The sequence below is a fragment of the Clostridium kluyveri DSM 555 genome, from assembly GCF_000016505.1.
Lineage (GTDB): Bacteria > Bacillota > Clostridia > Clostridiales > Clostridiaceae > Clostridium_B > Clostridium_B kluyveri.
In genome coordinates, this window is sequence record NC_009706.1 from 440,810 (window position 1) to 456,213 (window position 15,404).

The following is a 15,404-nucleotide window of genomic DNA, read 5'->3' on the forward strand; positions in this document are numbered from 1 at the left end:
TATAATGATATTAAAAATTTGTAAGGAGTAATTATATGGATTTTAATTATATAGAAAATTTACAAAATGGAGTTATATTAAAAGATGTAAGAAATTTTGAGTTACCCCATATATTTGATTGTGGGCAATGCTTTAGATGGAATAGAGAGAAAAATGGGAATTACATAGGAACAGCTTTTGGAAAAGTTATAGAAGTAGAAAAAAAAGAAGATGATGTATTCATATATAATACCTGTGAAAAAGACTTTAAAGAAATATGGTGTGAGTATTTTGATCTATACCGGGATTATGGGGAAATAAAGCACATATTAGGTAAAGATCCTATTTTAAAAAAAGCTGTAGGGTTTGGAGGGGGTATTAGACTTTTAAAACAGGAACCTTTCGAATTAATTGTTTCTTTTATAATATCTGCTAACAACAGAATTCCCATGATAAAGAAAGCTATAGAGAATATAAGTAAAAGATGGGGTGAAACTTTAGAGTTTAAAGATAGGGTTTATTATGCCTTTCCTAAATTAGATAGACTGAAAGAAGCTACATTAGAGGAAATGGAAGCCTGTGGAACAGGTTTCAGAGCAAAATATATTGTAGATACCATATCGAAAATTTATAATAATGGAACAAAATCTGGAGAAAGTTATCATGAGGAGTATGATATTGATTGGATTAGGATGCAGGAAGATGAAGCCTGCCATAAAGAATTACAGAAGTTTATGGGCATAGGCCCTAAGGTAGCAGACTGTATTATGTTGTTTTCCATGCAAAAATATTCTGCATTTCCTGTAGATGTGTGGGTTAAAAGAGCTATGAATCATTTTTATCTGGCACCGGATGTATCTTTAAAAAAAATAAGAGATTTTGGAGTAGATAAATTTGGAAAATTATCAGGATTTGCCCAGCAGTATCTATTTTATTATGCTAGAGAAAATAATATAAAAATTTAGCTAGTAAAAATAACTTTTACAAATAAGTATTTTATATTGGGTTAAAATATACTAAAGTAAGTTTTTAATTCAGGATAATGAATTGAACATAGTCATATTAAAATATAAGATGGATCAGGGGATAAATTATATGTTAAAACATGTTGAAAAAAATTCAAAATATTATAAATTTTATTTTACACTGCTCATTGTATTTTCCATATTTATTATTTTAGCCTATACATATTATCATGAATATATATACTTGTTTACAGAACCTGCTAAACTAAAAAGTTTAGTAATGTCTTATGGCAAATATAGTGTATTGGCATTTATAAGTATTCAAATTTTGCAGGTGGTAGCTTTTTTTATACCAGGAGAGATTATTCAAATTGCAGGAGGATATATATATGGAGCATTTTGGGGGAGTTTAGTATCTATTATAGGCATAATCATAGGCAATATAATTGCCTATGGTATATCTAGGCGCTGTGGAAGACCCTTTGTAAATAGAATAATATCCAATAAAAATTTAACGTTTTTTCAGAAAATATTAGATTTAGGCAGTATAAATACCATAGTATTTATACTATATTTAATTCCTGGAATACCCAAAGATATTTTGGCCTATATATGTGGTATATCTAAAATTAGATTTAAAAATTTTATAATTTGCTCACTATTAGGAAGATTACCGGCAATAGTATTATCTGCTTATTTTGGAGCAGAAATATATTCTGGTAATAAAATAATAATTGTGAGTATAGTTGTGATAGCTGTATTCTTATTTATTGTAGGAATTTTTAAGGGAGAAAAAATATTAATGAAATTTTTAAAAAATAAAGCATCTCAAAGTAATGAACAACTTTAGTATTCTAATCTATGTTCTCTTCCAGTAGAATATTATCATTATTTCAATTTTTATATATGGTTATTTCCCAAGTTAAATTATATCAATTTTGTATATATGTAATTACAATTGGAAAATACTAATAATATATAACGCATGTGAAATTATTAGTAATAAGGTGAAATAAGGATATAATCAAAGTATAACCTATATTTTTTGCCATAAATAGTTGAATAAGTGCAAAATTTAAATTTGAAAATATAAATGCTATTCATTATTATAATAATTGTATTAGCACTCATAATTAATGAGTGCTAACAATAAAGCTAAAAATAATTTAAAATAAATTCAAAGTATTTTTAAGGAGGGGTTTAGATGAAAATTAGACCACTTGGAGACAGAGTTGTAATTAAAAAAATTGAGGCAGAGGAAACTACAAAAAGTGGTATCGTTTTGCCGGGAAGTGCTAAGGAGAAACCGCAAGAAGCAGAAATTGTGGCAGTAGGACCTGGTGGAGTGATAGATGGAAAAGAAATTAAAATGGAAGTTAAAGTAGGGGATAGGGTATTGTTCTCTAAATATGCTGGAAATGAAGTAAAAATAGATGGAGTGGAATACACTATTCTAAGACAGGATGACATACTTGCTATAATTGAGTAGTAAATTAAAGTATGATATTAAAAACAAATAACTATTTATATAACGGAAGTTGTAAGGAGGGTTTTTTATGGCAAAAAGTATTTTATTCAGTGAAGATGCTAGAAAAAAAATGCAAGAAGGCGTGGACAAATTAGCTAATACAGTAAAAGTTACTCTTGGACCTAAGGGAAGAAATGTAGTACTCGATAAGAAATTTGGTTCTCCACTTATAACAAATGATGGAGTTACAATAGCAAAGGAAATAGAACTTGAGGAACCTTATGAAAATATGGGAGCGCAGCTTGTAAAGGAAGTTGCTACAAAAACTAATGATGTAGCAGGAGATGGAACAACTACAGCTACATTACTTGCCCAGGCTATAATAAGAGAAGGATTAAAAAATGTTACAGCTGGAGCAAATCCTATGCTTATAAGACAGGGTATAAAAATAGCAGTAGATAAGGCTGTGGAAGAAATAAAGAAGGTTTCAAGGACTGTAAATGGTAAAGAAGATATAGCAAGGATTGCGGCTATATCAGCTTCTGATGAAGAAATAGGTAAATTAATAGCTGATGCTATGGAAAAAGTGGGCAATGAAGGAGTTATAACTGTTGAAGAGTCAAAGACCATGGGGACAGAATTAGATGTAGTTGAAGGTATGGAATTTGACAGAGGTTATTTAAGTGCATATATGGTAACTGATACGGAAAAGATGGAAGCTGTATTAGATGATCCTTATATTTTAATCACAGATAAAAAAATATCCACTATTCAGGATATACTTCCATTGCTGGAGAAGATGGTACAACAGGGTAAAAAATTACTTATAATAGCTGAAGATGTTGAAGGAGAAGCACTTACAACTTTAGTTGTTAATAAATTAAGGGGAACATTTACTTGCGTGGCAGTAAAGGCACCAGGTTTTGGTGATAGAAGAAAGGAAATGCTCCAGGACATAGCAATACTTACTGATGGTAAGGTAATATCGGAAGAACTAGGAAGAGACTTAAAGGAAGTTTCATTAGAGGATCTTGGAAGAGCAGAATCAGTAAAAATTGATAAAGAAAACACTACCATAGTAAATGGAAGAGGGGATAAAAAATCTATACAAGATAGAGTATCCCAGATTAAAGCACAGATAGAAGAAACTACTTCCGAATTCGATAAGGAAAAGTTACAGGAAAGACTTGCAAAACTTTCAGGTGGAGTAGCTGTAATAAAAGTTGGAGCAGCAACAGAAACTGAATTGAAAGAAAAGAAAATGAGAATAGAAGATGCCCTTGCAGCTACAAAGGCTGGTGTTGAAGAGGGTATGGGACCAGGAGGAGGAACTGCATATGTAAATGCAATCCCAGAGGTTTCAAAACTTACTTCAGATGTGGCTGACGTAAAAGTTGGTATAGATATAATAACAAAGGCATTAGAAGAACCAGTTAGACAGATAGCAGCTAACGCAGGAGTGGAAGGTTCCGTAATAATTGAAAAAGTTAAAAACAGTGAACCAGGCGTAGGATATGATGTGTTAACTGATAAGTATGTAAATATGATAGACAATGGAATTGTTGATCCTACTAAAGTAACAAGATCTGCACTTCAAAATGCAGCATCTGTAGCAGCTACATTCTTAACTACAGAGGCAGCAGTGGTAGATATACCAGACAAGAATAATGCTGCAGGATTGCCAGGAGCACCAGGAATGGGCGGAATGGACGGAATGTATTAAAAATATGTATAACTTAAAACAAATATTGACCCGATATCTATTTAGATATCGGGTTAGTTTTTTGTTTTAAGAATATTATAAATTCACGTTGACAAAAACTAAAAAATTGAATAAAATAGTGTAAATAGTTAATAAGATAGAGAGAAATATATTAAAATTCGTAAAAAATTAAATAAGTTCTTTATTCAATTCATATATCCTGAATATGGTAGGGAAATGTCTGCAGGAAACCATAAATTTCTGAATGTTATTGGAATTATTATGGTAAAGTCATATTAATTTTCTTTAAGTGAATTTAATATGTTTTTTTTATTACGTTATATTTTAAGAATATTTTATAAAATAATTTAGAATTGGAGTGATTTTAAGTGGCAAAGATTTTAAAAGAAGCATATACTTTTGACGATGTGCTTTTAGTACCAAATAAATCTGAAGTTTTACCTGGAGAAGTTCTATTAAATACTAACTTAACTAAAGATATAAAATTAAATATACCTCTTATCAGTGCTAGTATGGACACGGTTACGGATTCAAAAATGGCTATTGCTATGGCAAGAGAAGGCGGCCTTGGAATAATACATAAAAATATGTCTATAGAACACCAGGCCATGGAAGTGGACAAAGTAAAAAGGCAGGAAAATGGTGTAATTACAGATCCATTTTATCTTTCACCGGATAATAGTATAAATGACGCATTAGCACTTATGAGCAAATATAGAATATCGGGTATTCCAATTACCGTAAATTATAAATTGGTAGGTATAATTACAAACAGAGATATAATCTTTGAAACAGATTATGATAGAAAGATATCAGAAGTTATGACCTGTAAAAATCTTATAACAGCTCCGGAAAACACTACTATTGAAGAAGCAAAGGAAATACTGAAGACTCATAAAATAGAAAAACTTCCACTAGTAGATGGCAACAATAATTTAAGAGGGCTTATAACTATAAAGGATATAGAAAAAGTAAAAAAATTTCCTAATGGAGCAAAGGATGTAAAAGGAAGACTTTTATGCGGTGCTGCGGTAGGAGTAACTAAGGATATGCTGGACAGAGTAAATGCTTTAGTTAAAGTGGGGGTAGATGTAATAACCGTAGATACATCCCATGGGCATTCACAGGGAGTATTGGATGCAGTTAAAATCATAAAAGAAAAATATCCTGATATACAAATCATTGCAGGAAATGTTGCAACTGCAGAAGCTACTAAAGATCTAATTAAAGCGGGTGCAGATGCAGTTAAAGTAGGAATAGGACCTGGTTCTATATGTACTACGAGAATAATATCAGGAGTAGGAGTACCACAGCTTACTGCAGTAATGGATTGTGTAGAAGAAGCTGATAAATATGGCGTTCCAATTATTGCAGATGGAGGAATAAAATATTCAGGAGATATAGTAAAAGCATTGGCAGCAGGAGCAAAGGTAGTTATGATGGGATCTATGTTTGCAGGTTGTGAGGAAGCTCCTGGTGAGACGGAAATATATAAAGGAAGAAGTTATAAAGTGTATAGAGGAATGGGATCCCTGGCTGCCATGGCTTGTGGAAGTAAAGATAGGTATTTTCAGGAGGGAAATAAAAAACTGGTTCCAGAAGGTGTTGAAGGAAGGGTACCTTATAAAGGACCTTTAGCAGATACTATATTTCAGCTTTTAGGAGGAATACGTTCAGGTATGGGATTATTAGGGGCACCTACTTTAAAGGACTTATATGAAAAAGCTACTTTTGTAGTTCAATCTTCCGCAGGCCTTAGAGAAAGCCATCCTCATGATATATCTATGACTAGGGAAGCTCCTAATTATAGTATTGCACAGTGATAATATTGTATAATTAAATAAAGAACTATCTGTTAGTATTTATGACTTTTAATAGTTTATAATATAGGAATAAACTATAATTGATCTTCACAAAATATAAGGATGGATCTAAATAAAAGCAGTTAAGTAAATTTTACATTGGGAGGACACTAATGGAAAGAGAATTAGTTATTGTAGTTGATTTTGGAGGGCAATATAATCAACTTATAGCAAGAAGAGTGAGAGAAAATAATGTATACTGTGAAATAGTCCCTTATACCTATTCTGTAGATAAAATAAAAGAAAAAAACCCCAGAGGAATAATATTTACAGGAGGACCTAATAGTGTATATGATGATAATGCTCCTAAAATAAGTGAAGATATATTTGAAATAGGTGTACCGGTTTTAGGTATATGTTATGGTCATCAACTTATATGTACTACACTAGGGGGGAAAGTTGAAAGTGCACAAGTAAGGGAATATGGAAAAACAGATGTGGTTCTCAATAATAGCAGTGGTTTATTTTCTGGTATAGATAAAAATGAGAGTTGTTGGATGAGTCATACGGATTTTGTATCATATCCTCCAGAAGGATTTAAAATAATAGGAAAATCAGGAGAAAGCCCTGTAGCTGCTGTAGAGAATATTGATAAAAAAATATATGGAGTTCAGTTTCATCCAGAAGTTGAACATACCCCTTTTGGTAAAAAGATGCTTTCTAATTTTTTATTTGATATATGTAATTTAAAAGGAGATTGGTCTATGTCTTCTTTTGTGGATGAAAAGATAAAATCAATAAAAGAAGAAGTTGGAGATAAAAAGGTAATATGTGCCATGTCCGGTGGAGTAGATTCTTCAGTGGCAGCAATGATTGTACATAAGGCTGTAGGAAAGCAGCTTACCTGTATATTTGTAGATCATGGTCTTTTAAGAAAAGATGAAGGAGATCAGGTTGAAGATATATTTAAAAAACAGTTTAATATGAATTTTATAAGAGTAAATGCAGAGAAAAGATTCTTACAAAAGTTAAAAGATATATCCGATCCTGAAAAGAAGAGAAAAATAATAGGAGAAGAATTTATAAGAGTATTTGAAGAAGAGGCTAAAAAGTTAGGAGAAATAGCTTTTCTGGTCCAAGGAACCATATATCCTGATGTGGTAGAAAGTGGGCTTGGAACATCTGCTACTATAAAAAGTCATCATAATGTAGGCGGATTACCTGAAGATATGGATTTTAAACTTATAGAGCCTCTAAGGGAACTATTTAAAGATGAGGTTAGGGCAGTAGGTGAAGAACTTGGTATACCTCATAAATTGGTGTGGAGACAACCATTTCCGGGACCGGGACTTGCTATAAGAGTTTTAGGAAATATTACAGAGGAAAAGCTTCAAATAACTAGAGATGCAGATGCAATATTTAGAGAAGAAATAGCAAAGGCTAATTTAGATGAAACTATATGGCAGTATTTTGCCTGTCTTCCCAACATACGCTCTGTAGGAGTAATGGGGGATGAGAGAACTTATTGCTATACTATTGCATTAAGGGCTGTTATATCCACAGATGCCATGACTTCTGACTGGGCTAGAATACCTTATGAAGTTTTAGATAAAGTTTCAAGAAGAATTGTTAATGAAGTTAAAGGAGTAAACAGGATTGTTTATGATATAACCTCAAAACCTCCTGCTACAATTGAGTGGGAATAACACAGAATGGCTTAAACCCTAGATATATCAATAAAATAAGTTAATAAAAGTGTTTATGAAAAGTGTTGTTAAATTAGTTTTTCATAAGCACTTTTTTGATGTTTTTTAATAAAAAATAAGGGTGGTCATGAAATTGAAAAAAGGTATATCAAAAGGAAAGCAATTATTCAAAAATGAAAGCCAAATTATTAAAAAAACATACCAAGAAGCATTTAAGGAATACATTGCTATTTCTAAGGTTAGAGGATTATCGGAAGATACAATAAAAACTTATTATTATCACAATAAATATTTTTGTGAATTTCTAGGAAAAAATAAAAATTGCGGTGGCTTAGATGTCAAAACAATAGAATCATACGTACTTTTTTTACAGGAAAAAGGTATGAAAGGGACTACCATTAACAGTTATTTACAAAACATATCGCCAGTTTTAAAGTATTGTATGAAAAAAGGATATATTTTTGAATATTTCAATATACCCTATGTTAAAGTACAACAAGAACATAAAGAAATTTTTACAGAAGATGAACTTAACACACTTTTACAACCTCCTAAAAGTAAAGATTTTGTAAGTATTAGAGTATATACTTGTGTTTGGTTATTAGCTAGTACGGGATTAAGAGCCAGTGAATTAAGGCACTTAAAAGTCAATAATTTAAATATGATAGATAGAATAATAACTTGTAATTATACTAAAAACAAAAAAGCTAGATATCTTCCAATAAGTAGTTCTCTTTATGAAGTTTTAGACAATTACTTAAATTTAAGAAAAGGTGATGGTGAAGACTACTTATTTCCGACTGTATATGGAGATATTTTAAGCCGAACTTCTCTACAAAAAGGCATAGTTAAATATTGCCATCAAAGAGGGATTAAAAAAAGTGGAATTCACATATATAGACACACATTTATTACTCGTTCAGTTGAAAAGAATGTATCTCCACTTATACTAAAAAATATTACAGGTCACGCGACTTTCAAACAATTGAACAATTATTATAATTCAAGAATGTCAAGCATGGTTGAAGTTATAGATAACATTGCCCCTCAATTAAATAAAAAAGAAAATCATTTTAAAAAGAGAGGAGGTAGAAAATAATGGCTAAAAAAAGAGAAGAAATAAATGTAGATAAAATTATATTTAAGCCATTAAATGGTTTTGTTGACCCAGGTTCTACCCCTTATACCGAAAATTATAGAGATTTAATATTAAGAAATTATGAGAGTTACGAGAAAGACGACAAAAAGAGATGTCATTTATTTACTAAGTACTTTCAATACCATATTTGGAATTTTGGAGAAATACCAAGTTATGATAAATTAAAAGAGTATTTGGAAATTAAGACAGATAAAGCTTTTAATAAATATATTGTTGCTATAAATAAGCATTGGCATTGGGTAGAAACAATTTATATTAAACCTAAGTGGAAAATTAGATTTAAAAAAATGAGATTGCAGGTTAGGGGGTAGAAGGTAATGTTATTGAGTGAACAGTTAAAAGAAAAACTTAGAAACGAATTCATGCCCATCAAAACATTGAAAATTTTTAGTAATGCAGATGCTTTAAATCTTAAAATATCCTTCGTAAACTCCCTCTCAAAGGGCATAAGAGGTACTTGTAGTAGAATATTGGATTTCTTTGAAGGAAGGGTTAATACCGATGATACTAAAGATAACTATATGATTTGTTATGCCAGCCAACAACAAATAGCTGAGGAATTAAAGCTAAGTAGAGAATGGATATCTAATTGTATAAATAAGATGAGTGAAAAAGAGAACTGTATTTTTACAAAGGTTAGACAAGGATTAAATAAGGCAAATTATTATATTATGGGGAAGAAAAAGGAATTAGTGGATTTATTAAAACAAATATATAAAGCACAACAGGAAGAAGCTAAAATTAAAAATGCAGAAAAACAGGACAAGCAAAAGAAGGAATATAAAAAATATAACAATGGTACTAATTTTAAACAAAGAACATATGACTTTGAAAAGTTAGAAAAGCAATTATTAGGGTGGGAAGACATAGAATAAAAGTACAAAAAGTTAAAGAGATTATATAAGTTGCACCCCATATAATCTCAACACATACACAATAATATATTATTAAATATATTATATCACTATTTTTAAAAGATTTCATCAAAAATTTTTTAAATTTTAGGTTTATTAAAGTCAACCTTTTTTAGATAAAAATTTAAAAGGGTTTATTTGCTATTCAGAAAAATATGCATGTCTTATAAAATATTAAAGAACAATTCTTAAATAATAGCAACTCTAAAGTGTAATACCTATCTTTATACGTTAAATTTCCAATTTCATTATTAAAATCCTCAAAATTGACCTTGTTTATTTCTGGATGTGAACTGTAGTTTTGAGAAATGATAATGTCAGTTTACAACCAAAAGTGAATAAGGATTTAAATCAAGATGTTAGTGTGAAAATACGGAAATATATATACTTCTATATCTATATTTTTAATATTAATTGTTAATAGCAGGCGATATATATTTGGATGATAATAACATATTATTCAGATAAATATTAATGGTATAATGGCTTAAGAACCGTAAGGAAGTGATTGAAGATGAATTGCATTTTATGTAAAGGAGATTTAATACAAGGTAAAGCCAATCATATTGTCGATTTAAACGAAAATATTATTATAATTAAAAATGTTCCGGCCAAAGTTTGTAAACAATGTGGAGAATATTTTCTTGAAAATGATATTGCCTTAAAGGTAGAGAAAATAGTAGAAGAAGCTAAGAAGAATAAAGCTGAGATATTGGTTATTAATTATTCTGAAGTAGCTGCTTAAAAAAGGATTGAAATAAAAATATGAAAGAAAAAATAAATCTGTATTTAGATGACCTACGAGATTGTCCAGAAAATTTTATATTAGCAAAAACTATAGAAGAAGCAATATATTATTTGGAAAACTATAAGGTTGAAATTCTATCACTTGACCACGATTTAGGAGAAGATGAAAAAGGTAATTTGTTACCAACAGGGTATGATTTAGTTAAATATATGTGTGAACAAGGATTAAGAGCCGATAAAATATATGTGCATACTAATAACCCCTGTGGTAGATTGAATATGTATGAGACATTAATAGGGGCACAAAGAAGAGGATTCATAGATACAGATATTGAAATTTATAATCGTCCAGTAGTGCCAAATAAATATACAGAAAGGTAAATATATATGGATTTTAAACAAGATAAAAAAGGAGAATATGAATATAAAACAGCTAAACAGATGAAAGAGTTAGCAGATCAAGAGAATGTTAAACTGTTAGACATTGAAAAAGAAACTGAAAAAGCACTAAGAAAAATATTAGATATGATTGAAATGATGGCCCAAAAGGGAGATTACTCTACGAGTTATATGTGCAATAAAGCTGAATCTAGTGTTGTAGGTAATGTGATTCAAGAACTTCAAAATTTGGGATTTAGAACACAGTTGCTAGAACTTAGTGGTACTAAAGTAATAAGTATTAAGTGGGATTTAAAAGATAATGTTGAAGAAAAGAATAACAATTGAATGTTAATAGAAAAAAGTTAAAAGAGCTATTAGCGAGATAGTATGACTAAGAGTTCTTTTATTTTTTAGGCATTTAAATAAAATATAATAAATAAAGGTCAATAATATATATATGAGTAGATAATGTTATAATTTACTTAGAAGTTAATTAGGAATCTAATAATAATAATTAATGATGTAATAATGCCATTTTAAAATTAATTATATTTGAAATAGTAACTTGTAGGGGGATTTTTAACATGTCTAAGATTCATATAAGGAATTTAGAAATTATGCGAAAAATTAAAGAAGGGGTAGAACTTGAGGAATTAGCTAAAGAGTATAAAATGTCTGATTCAGCAATTATTTCTATAATTAGGAAGTATGAAGAATTAGAAGCTTATTCTAATGAAATGGAGAACTTAAAAGCAAATAATAAAATGAATGAAGAAACAGAACTATATGATTTGTGTAAATTATTAAAATTTCATACTCATAGTATTAATGCTTTAATACATAAAAACATTAGAAGTGTTGATAAACTTCTATCATTAAGTCAAGAAGAATTCTATGCGATAAAAAACCTTGGAAAAGTAAGTCAAAAATATATAAAAGAATGTATAAGTGAATATAAAGAAAAAATAAAACAACATTCTAATACGAATGATAATTCTAATAAAAATGAAGTAATAGAAGAAGTTAATATTGAAGAATCTGAACTTGAAAGATCTATAAATAATCAAGTAAGAGGTGTGGGAGCCAATAGAGAGTATATTTATAAACTTATTGAATATGTAAATAATGGGAAAAGTGATTTGGGATTTTTGCAAAAAGAAATAGGCAAAGAATTTGAGAGGATAGAAAGTGTAAACAAAGAATTACTGGAAACCTTAATAAATTTATATATGGCTAGAGTTATGCCTTGGGCAGATAATGCAAGAAGATATAAAGTTGATATGGAATGGAGATTACAGTGCCTATTGTATAAATACAATAATGATGATGGAACTATTTCACAAGATGGGTTATTGGAAATCATGGTTAAAAGAGATATAAATGATGGTAAACTTAAGGAAGCTCAGAGTAAAGTAATTACAGCAGTAAATTCACGTAAATCAAAACGAAGTTATGAAATTGCAGTATTCTTTTATGAGCAGATCGATAAATGGGATGAAGATAAACTTGCTAAGTGTAACTTTTCAAAACAAAAAATAAAAGAAGGATTAAAGTTTGTAAAAAAATTATATGAGCAGGGTTAATTTATTTGCTTGTAAATATTTGGGAATAAAAGAAATACCTTATGAAAGGATTGAATTTAAAGATGAGAATGAGGAATTAGAAAGATTATTGCTAGAAAATTTTTATAGAGAAAAGACATTTGTTCAGAAAATGAAGGAAGCTGAATTGTGGGAGGATATAGTCAGAATTAAAGCTGAAGAAAGAAGATTAGCAAATTTAAAACAAAATACCGAAGGGGACATTGGTCTTCCTCGGAAAAACACAAAAAATGAACAAGGTAAAACTAGTGATATAGTAGCAGAAAAGATAGGAACTAGTGGGAAAACATACGCTAGAGCTAAATCAGCCTTTAAAGAAATAAAGAGGTTAGAAAGTGAAGGTAAAGAACAAGACGCAAAGTTTTTAATAACTATATTGAATGAAAATGTTAGAGGGGCAAAGGATATTGCTAAATCAAATAAAATATCTCACACTCTCATACAAACTAATATACCGCAGTTAATCAGCATACTTCTGGTGATACTACATCTAGTGAAAAAATTAAAGAATTAAATAATAATTTAGATGAATTAAAAACAACTCTAAGTGAATTAGAAAAAAATGTAATTGATACCAGAAATTCGATTTCTGAATTAGCAAATACAATAACAGATAAAATAAAACAGGTTATTCAAAAGAATAATGAGATATATAAGGAAGAATTAGAAAAGAATAAGAAATTATTTACTGATGCTATAGATGATGAGATTGAAAAATTAGATGAAGCACAAAAGAAATTACAGAATAATGAAACCAATCAGGAAAATATTTCAAATGTTGTTCAATTACAGAAACAGTTAAATGCCTTAGATTTAAGGGCTGATGATGAAGCAAAAGCAAAAAAGTCAGAAATACAAAAAGAATTAGATGAAGCAAATAAAAAATTAAGGGAAGATACCCAAAATCAAAATATAGAAGCTAGAAAAGATGCATTAAATAAAGCTAAATCTGATTATGAAAAATTAGTAGAGTCTTATAATGAATCTATAGATGCATCCAACACAGATGAAGTAATAAATAAACAAGCTTCACAAGCATTAATAAATGGTTATTTAGTAGATTCTGAAGGTAATAAAATAGATTTAGAAACAGCATTGCTTAATTTTGAAGATAGATTTGGTGAAGGTTTAACAGCAATAGGAAATAAAATAAAGACGGAATTAATAGATCAATTAAAAGAAGTTAAAAATTTATTAAATGAATTTGGAACTTTAGATGCGACTAAGATAGCTATGTCTAATAATATAAAAAGTGTATATGGTACTGGAGTAGATTTAGAAAACGCAAAAGCTATATTAGGAACAGATGGATATAGGTATGTAGATACTGATTTGGTATCTCCTGTAGATTTAGAACCTAAAAAAGGTGATATTTCATTAGGTGGAGTTATTCCTTCTAATTTATTAAATGGTGCAACTAATTTAACTGGTGCTGATAGATATAAAACGGAACAGATGATTCAAATGTATGCTGATTCTACTAATGGTAAGTATTCTACAGTATCAGAATATAATGAAAATACATTAAATGAATATATAAAACAAAGATCCAACGATAAAGGAACAGTATATGCTAGTGGAACGGATTTAGAAAATGCAAAGAAATATTTATCTAATTTTGGATATAGTTTTATAGATACAACTGATGTAAGTAAGATGAACTTAACATCTAATGATGTAGTTGTGGGTGGAGTAGGAGTAATGAAAGGAATATCAGAAGCTTTAGAAGCTAACGCCACATGGTTATGGGGTATGAATAGGACTGAAACTGAACAGGATATTATAAGTTATGCTAAGAAACTAACAAATTATCCCGTTAATACAATAGGTTATGCAGATGGTGGAATTGCTGATTTTACAGGATTTACAATGGTTCATGGTAGTAAAAGTAGACCAGAAACAGTATTAAATTATGAACAGGGAGAGAATCTACACAGTTTCTTAACAGACATTCCTGCTTTAAGTAAAAATGTAATGGATCAAGTATATAATAGGTTTGCTGGTATAGGAAAGTTTAATCCATTGAAATTACAAATGGATACAGGAGATGGAGGTATTGTAAATAATAGTGTTAATTTTAATGTTGATAAAATGCAAGGAACAACAGAAGAAGCAAGAAGTTTTGCAAATAAAGCAATGAATTTTATAAGGAAGCAAGGATAATTTCTTTGCTTTCTTTATTTATTAAAGGAGGGTTTTATTATAAATTACACATTTGAACCAAAAGAAAAATACCATTTTGATGAAGAATACAAAGCTATAATCCAAAAAAGTATTGGAGAAGAAGTTTTAAAATGGGATGAAGTGTATCCTAAAGATTGGGGATTGAATTATGATTATTATAGGCATTACTCCAAATATGGTACTGGATGGAATAAAGCCAGTAATTTGTTTCACCTAGAATTTAAAACACATGCGTGGTTAAGGTTCCAAGTTTTAGAGAATTTATATATTGGAAACGCTATGTGCTATGGGGAGTACATTGATATCAATAAGACATTTAATGCTGGAGATATAGTAACAATTAATATGGCTAGTAGTGTAGAGTTTGGGAAAAAGGGACAAGTAAGTTCTAACAGTGCAAATATAACAGCATACTATATATTGCCATTTACATGGCATAATTTTATAAAGGAAGAAAGTAACAAATACATAAAAGAATATTACAAAAGTGAAACTCAATACAATTATCTAAGAGATCATTACTATAAAAGCAAAGTGCAAGAAGTAGATAATAATAGAAGATACTTTAGGAATGGATTTGATAAATTTGTAGAAGATGACACCTTGAGTAGTTTATTGGATTTGGATACAGAAGTAAAAAATATGAAAATGATTAATGAAAGTACGCCATTTGGGGATACAGAACAATTATATTATATTTACAATTATCCATATGGATGTAAGTGGTTCAATGAGATGATACAAAAAGATGGTCGACTTTTTTATGAATAAAAAT

General features: G+C 29.6%; 16 protein-coding genes. All 16 read left to right on the forward strand.

Translation table 11 applies throughout. The features are described from left to right. Positions 1-35: 35 nt before the first annotated feature. Positions 36-944 carry a DNA-3-methyladenine glycosylase family protein gene (locus CKL_RS02280; RefSeq protein ID WP_011989030.1) on the forward strand — a complete coding sequence of 303 codons (909 nt, stop codon included), beginning with the start codon at positions 36-38 and terminating at the stop codon, positions 942-944. Between the two features lie 130 nt (positions 945-1,074). Beyond that, positions 1,075-1,794 carry a TVP38/TMEM64 family protein gene (locus tag CKL_RS02285; RefSeq protein ID WP_011989031.1) on the forward strand — a complete coding sequence of 240 codons (720 nt, stop codon included), beginning with the start codon at positions 1,075-1,077 and terminating at the stop codon, positions 1,792-1,794. A 354-nt stretch (positions 1,795-2,148) separates the two neighbouring features. Next, positions 2,149-2,433 carry a co-chaperone GroES gene (groES, locus tag CKL_RS02290; RefSeq protein WP_011989032.1) on the forward strand — a complete coding sequence of 95 codons (285 nt, stop codon included), beginning with the start codon at positions 2,149-2,151 and terminating at the stop codon, positions 2,431-2,433. A 67-nt stretch (positions 2,434-2,500) separates the two neighbouring features. Then, on the forward strand, positions 2,501-4,135 hold the full coding sequence (gene groL / locus CKL_RS02295) for a chaperonin GroEL (RefSeq protein ID WP_011989033.1): 1,635 nt from the start codon (positions 2,501-2,503) through the stop codon (positions 4,133-4,135). Between the two features lie 368 nt (positions 4,136-4,503). Further along, entirely contained in the window at positions 4,504-5,958 is a 1,455-nt protein-coding gene (gene guaB / locus CKL_RS02300) for an IMP dehydrogenase (RefSeq protein ID WP_011989034.1), read from the forward strand. Positions 5,959-6,110: 152 nt separating this feature from the next. Further along, entirely contained in the window at positions 6,111-7,643 is a 1,533-nt protein-coding gene (guaA, locus tag CKL_RS02305; RefSeq protein ID WP_011989035.1) for a glutamine-hydrolyzing GMP synthase, read from the forward strand. 127 nt (positions 7,644-7,770) lie between these two features. Then, the gene (locus CKL_RS02310) at positions 7,771-8,742 is read left to right on the forward strand and encodes a tyrosine-type recombinase/integrase (RefSeq protein ID WP_012620141.1); all 972 of its coding nucleotides are present in this window, start codon (positions 7,771-7,773) and stop codon (positions 8,740-8,742) included. After that, on the forward strand, positions 8,742-9,113 hold the full coding sequence (locus tag CKL_RS02315; protein ID WP_011989037.1) for a hypothetical protein: 372 nt from the start codon (positions 8,742-8,744) through the stop codon (positions 9,111-9,113). Before CKL_RS02310 ends, CKL_RS02315 begins: the two co-directional genes overlap by 1 nt. Before the next feature lie 6 nt (positions 9,114-9,119). Then, positions 9,120-9,677 (forward strand): hypothetical protein, encoded by a 558-nt coding sequence (locus CKL_RS02320; RefSeq protein ID WP_011989038.1) that lies wholly within the window; start codon positions 9,120-9,122, stop codon positions 9,675-9,677. 553 nt (positions 9,678-10,230) lie between these two features. Beyond that, positions 10,231-10,461, forward strand: coding sequence for a type II toxin-antitoxin system MqsA family antitoxin (locus CKL_RS02325; RefSeq protein ID WP_011989039.1), 231 nt, complete (start codon positions 10,231-10,233; stop codon positions 10,459-10,461). A gap of 20 nt (positions 10,462-10,481) precedes the next feature. Next, the gene (locus CKL_RS02330) at positions 10,482-10,844 is read left to right on the forward strand and encodes a cyclic-phosphate processing receiver domain-containing protein (RefSeq protein WP_011989040.1); all 363 of its coding nucleotides are present in this window, start codon (positions 10,482-10,484) and stop codon (positions 10,842-10,844) included. A 6-nt stretch (positions 10,845-10,850) separates the two neighbouring features. Continuing rightward, the gene (locus CKL_RS02335) at positions 10,851-11,189 is read left to right on the forward strand and encodes a hypothetical protein (RefSeq protein ID WP_011989041.1); all 339 of its coding nucleotides are present in this window, start codon (positions 10,851-10,853) and stop codon (positions 11,187-11,189) included. Between the two features lie 239 nt (positions 11,190-11,428). Further along, positions 11,429-12,427: a DUF6483 family protein gene (locus tag CKL_RS02340; RefSeq protein WP_011989042.1), complete on the forward strand. Its 999-nt coding sequence runs from the start codon at positions 11,429-11,431 to the stop codon at positions 12,425-12,427. Positions 12,428-12,446: 19 nt separating this feature from the next. Then, positions 12,447-12,959: a hypothetical protein gene (locus CKL_RS02345; protein WP_011989043.1), complete on the forward strand. Its 513-nt coding sequence runs from the start codon at positions 12,447-12,449 to the stop codon at positions 12,957-12,959. A 581-nt stretch (positions 12,960-13,540) separates the two neighbouring features. Next, positions 13,541-14,608 (forward strand): hypothetical protein, encoded by a 1,068-nt coding sequence (locus CKL_RS02350; protein WP_011989044.1) that lies wholly within the window; start codon positions 13,541-13,543, stop codon positions 14,606-14,608. 141 nt (positions 14,609-14,749) lie between these two features. Continuing rightward, entirely contained in the window at positions 14,750-15,400 is a 651-nt protein-coding gene (locus CKL_RS02355) for a hypothetical protein (RefSeq protein ID WP_011989045.1), read from the forward strand. The last annotated feature ends 4 nt before the right edge of the window (positions 15,401-15,404 follow it).

Excerpts from the sequence above, each read along its gene's own strand:
- CKL_RS02320 (WP_011989038.1), top strand. The coding sequence starts at position 9,120 with ATGTTATTGAGTGAACAGTTAAAAGAAAAACTTAGAAACGAATTCATG.
- CKL_RS02340 (WP_011989042.1), top strand. The coding sequence starts at position 11,429 with ATGTCTAAGATTCATATAAGGAATTTAGAAATTATGCGAAAAATTAAA.
- CKL_RS02335 (WP_011989041.1), top strand. The coding sequence starts at position 10,851 with ATGGATTTTAAACAAGATAAAAAAGGAGAATATGAATATAAAACAGCT.
- CKL_RS02285 (WP_011989031.1), top strand. The coding sequence starts at position 1,075 with ATGTTAAAACATGTTGAAAAAAATTCAAAATATTATAAATTTTATTTT.
- CKL_RS02280 (WP_011989030.1), top strand. The coding sequence starts at position 36 with ATGGATTTTAATTATATAGAAAATTTACAAAATGGAGTTATATTAAAA.
- CKL_RS02310 (WP_012620141.1), top strand. The coding sequence starts at position 7,771 with ATGAAATTGAAAAAAGGTATATCAAAAGGAAAGCAATTATTCAAAAAT.
- CKL_RS02315 (WP_011989037.1), top strand. The coding sequence starts at position 8,742 with ATGGCTAAAAAAAGAGAAGAAATAAATGTAGATAAAATTATATTTAAG.
- CKL_RS02330 (WP_011989040.1), top strand. The coding sequence starts at position 10,482 with ATGAAAGAAAAAATAAATCTGTATTTAGATGACCTACGAGATTGTCCA.
- guaA (WP_011989035.1), top strand. The coding sequence starts at position 6,111 with ATGGAAAGAGAATTAGTTATTGTAGTTGATTTTGGAGGGCAATATAAT.
- groES (WP_011989032.1), top strand. The coding sequence starts at position 2,149 with ATGAAAATTAGACCACTTGGAGACAGAGTTGTAATTAAAAAAATTGAG.
- groL (WP_011989033.1), top strand. The coding sequence starts at position 2,501 with ATGGCAAAAAGTATTTTATTCAGTGAAGATGCTAGAAAAAAAATGCAA.
- CKL_RS02325 (WP_011989039.1), top strand. The coding sequence starts at position 10,231 with ATGAATTGCATTTTATGTAAAGGAGATTTAATACAAGGTAAAGCCAAT.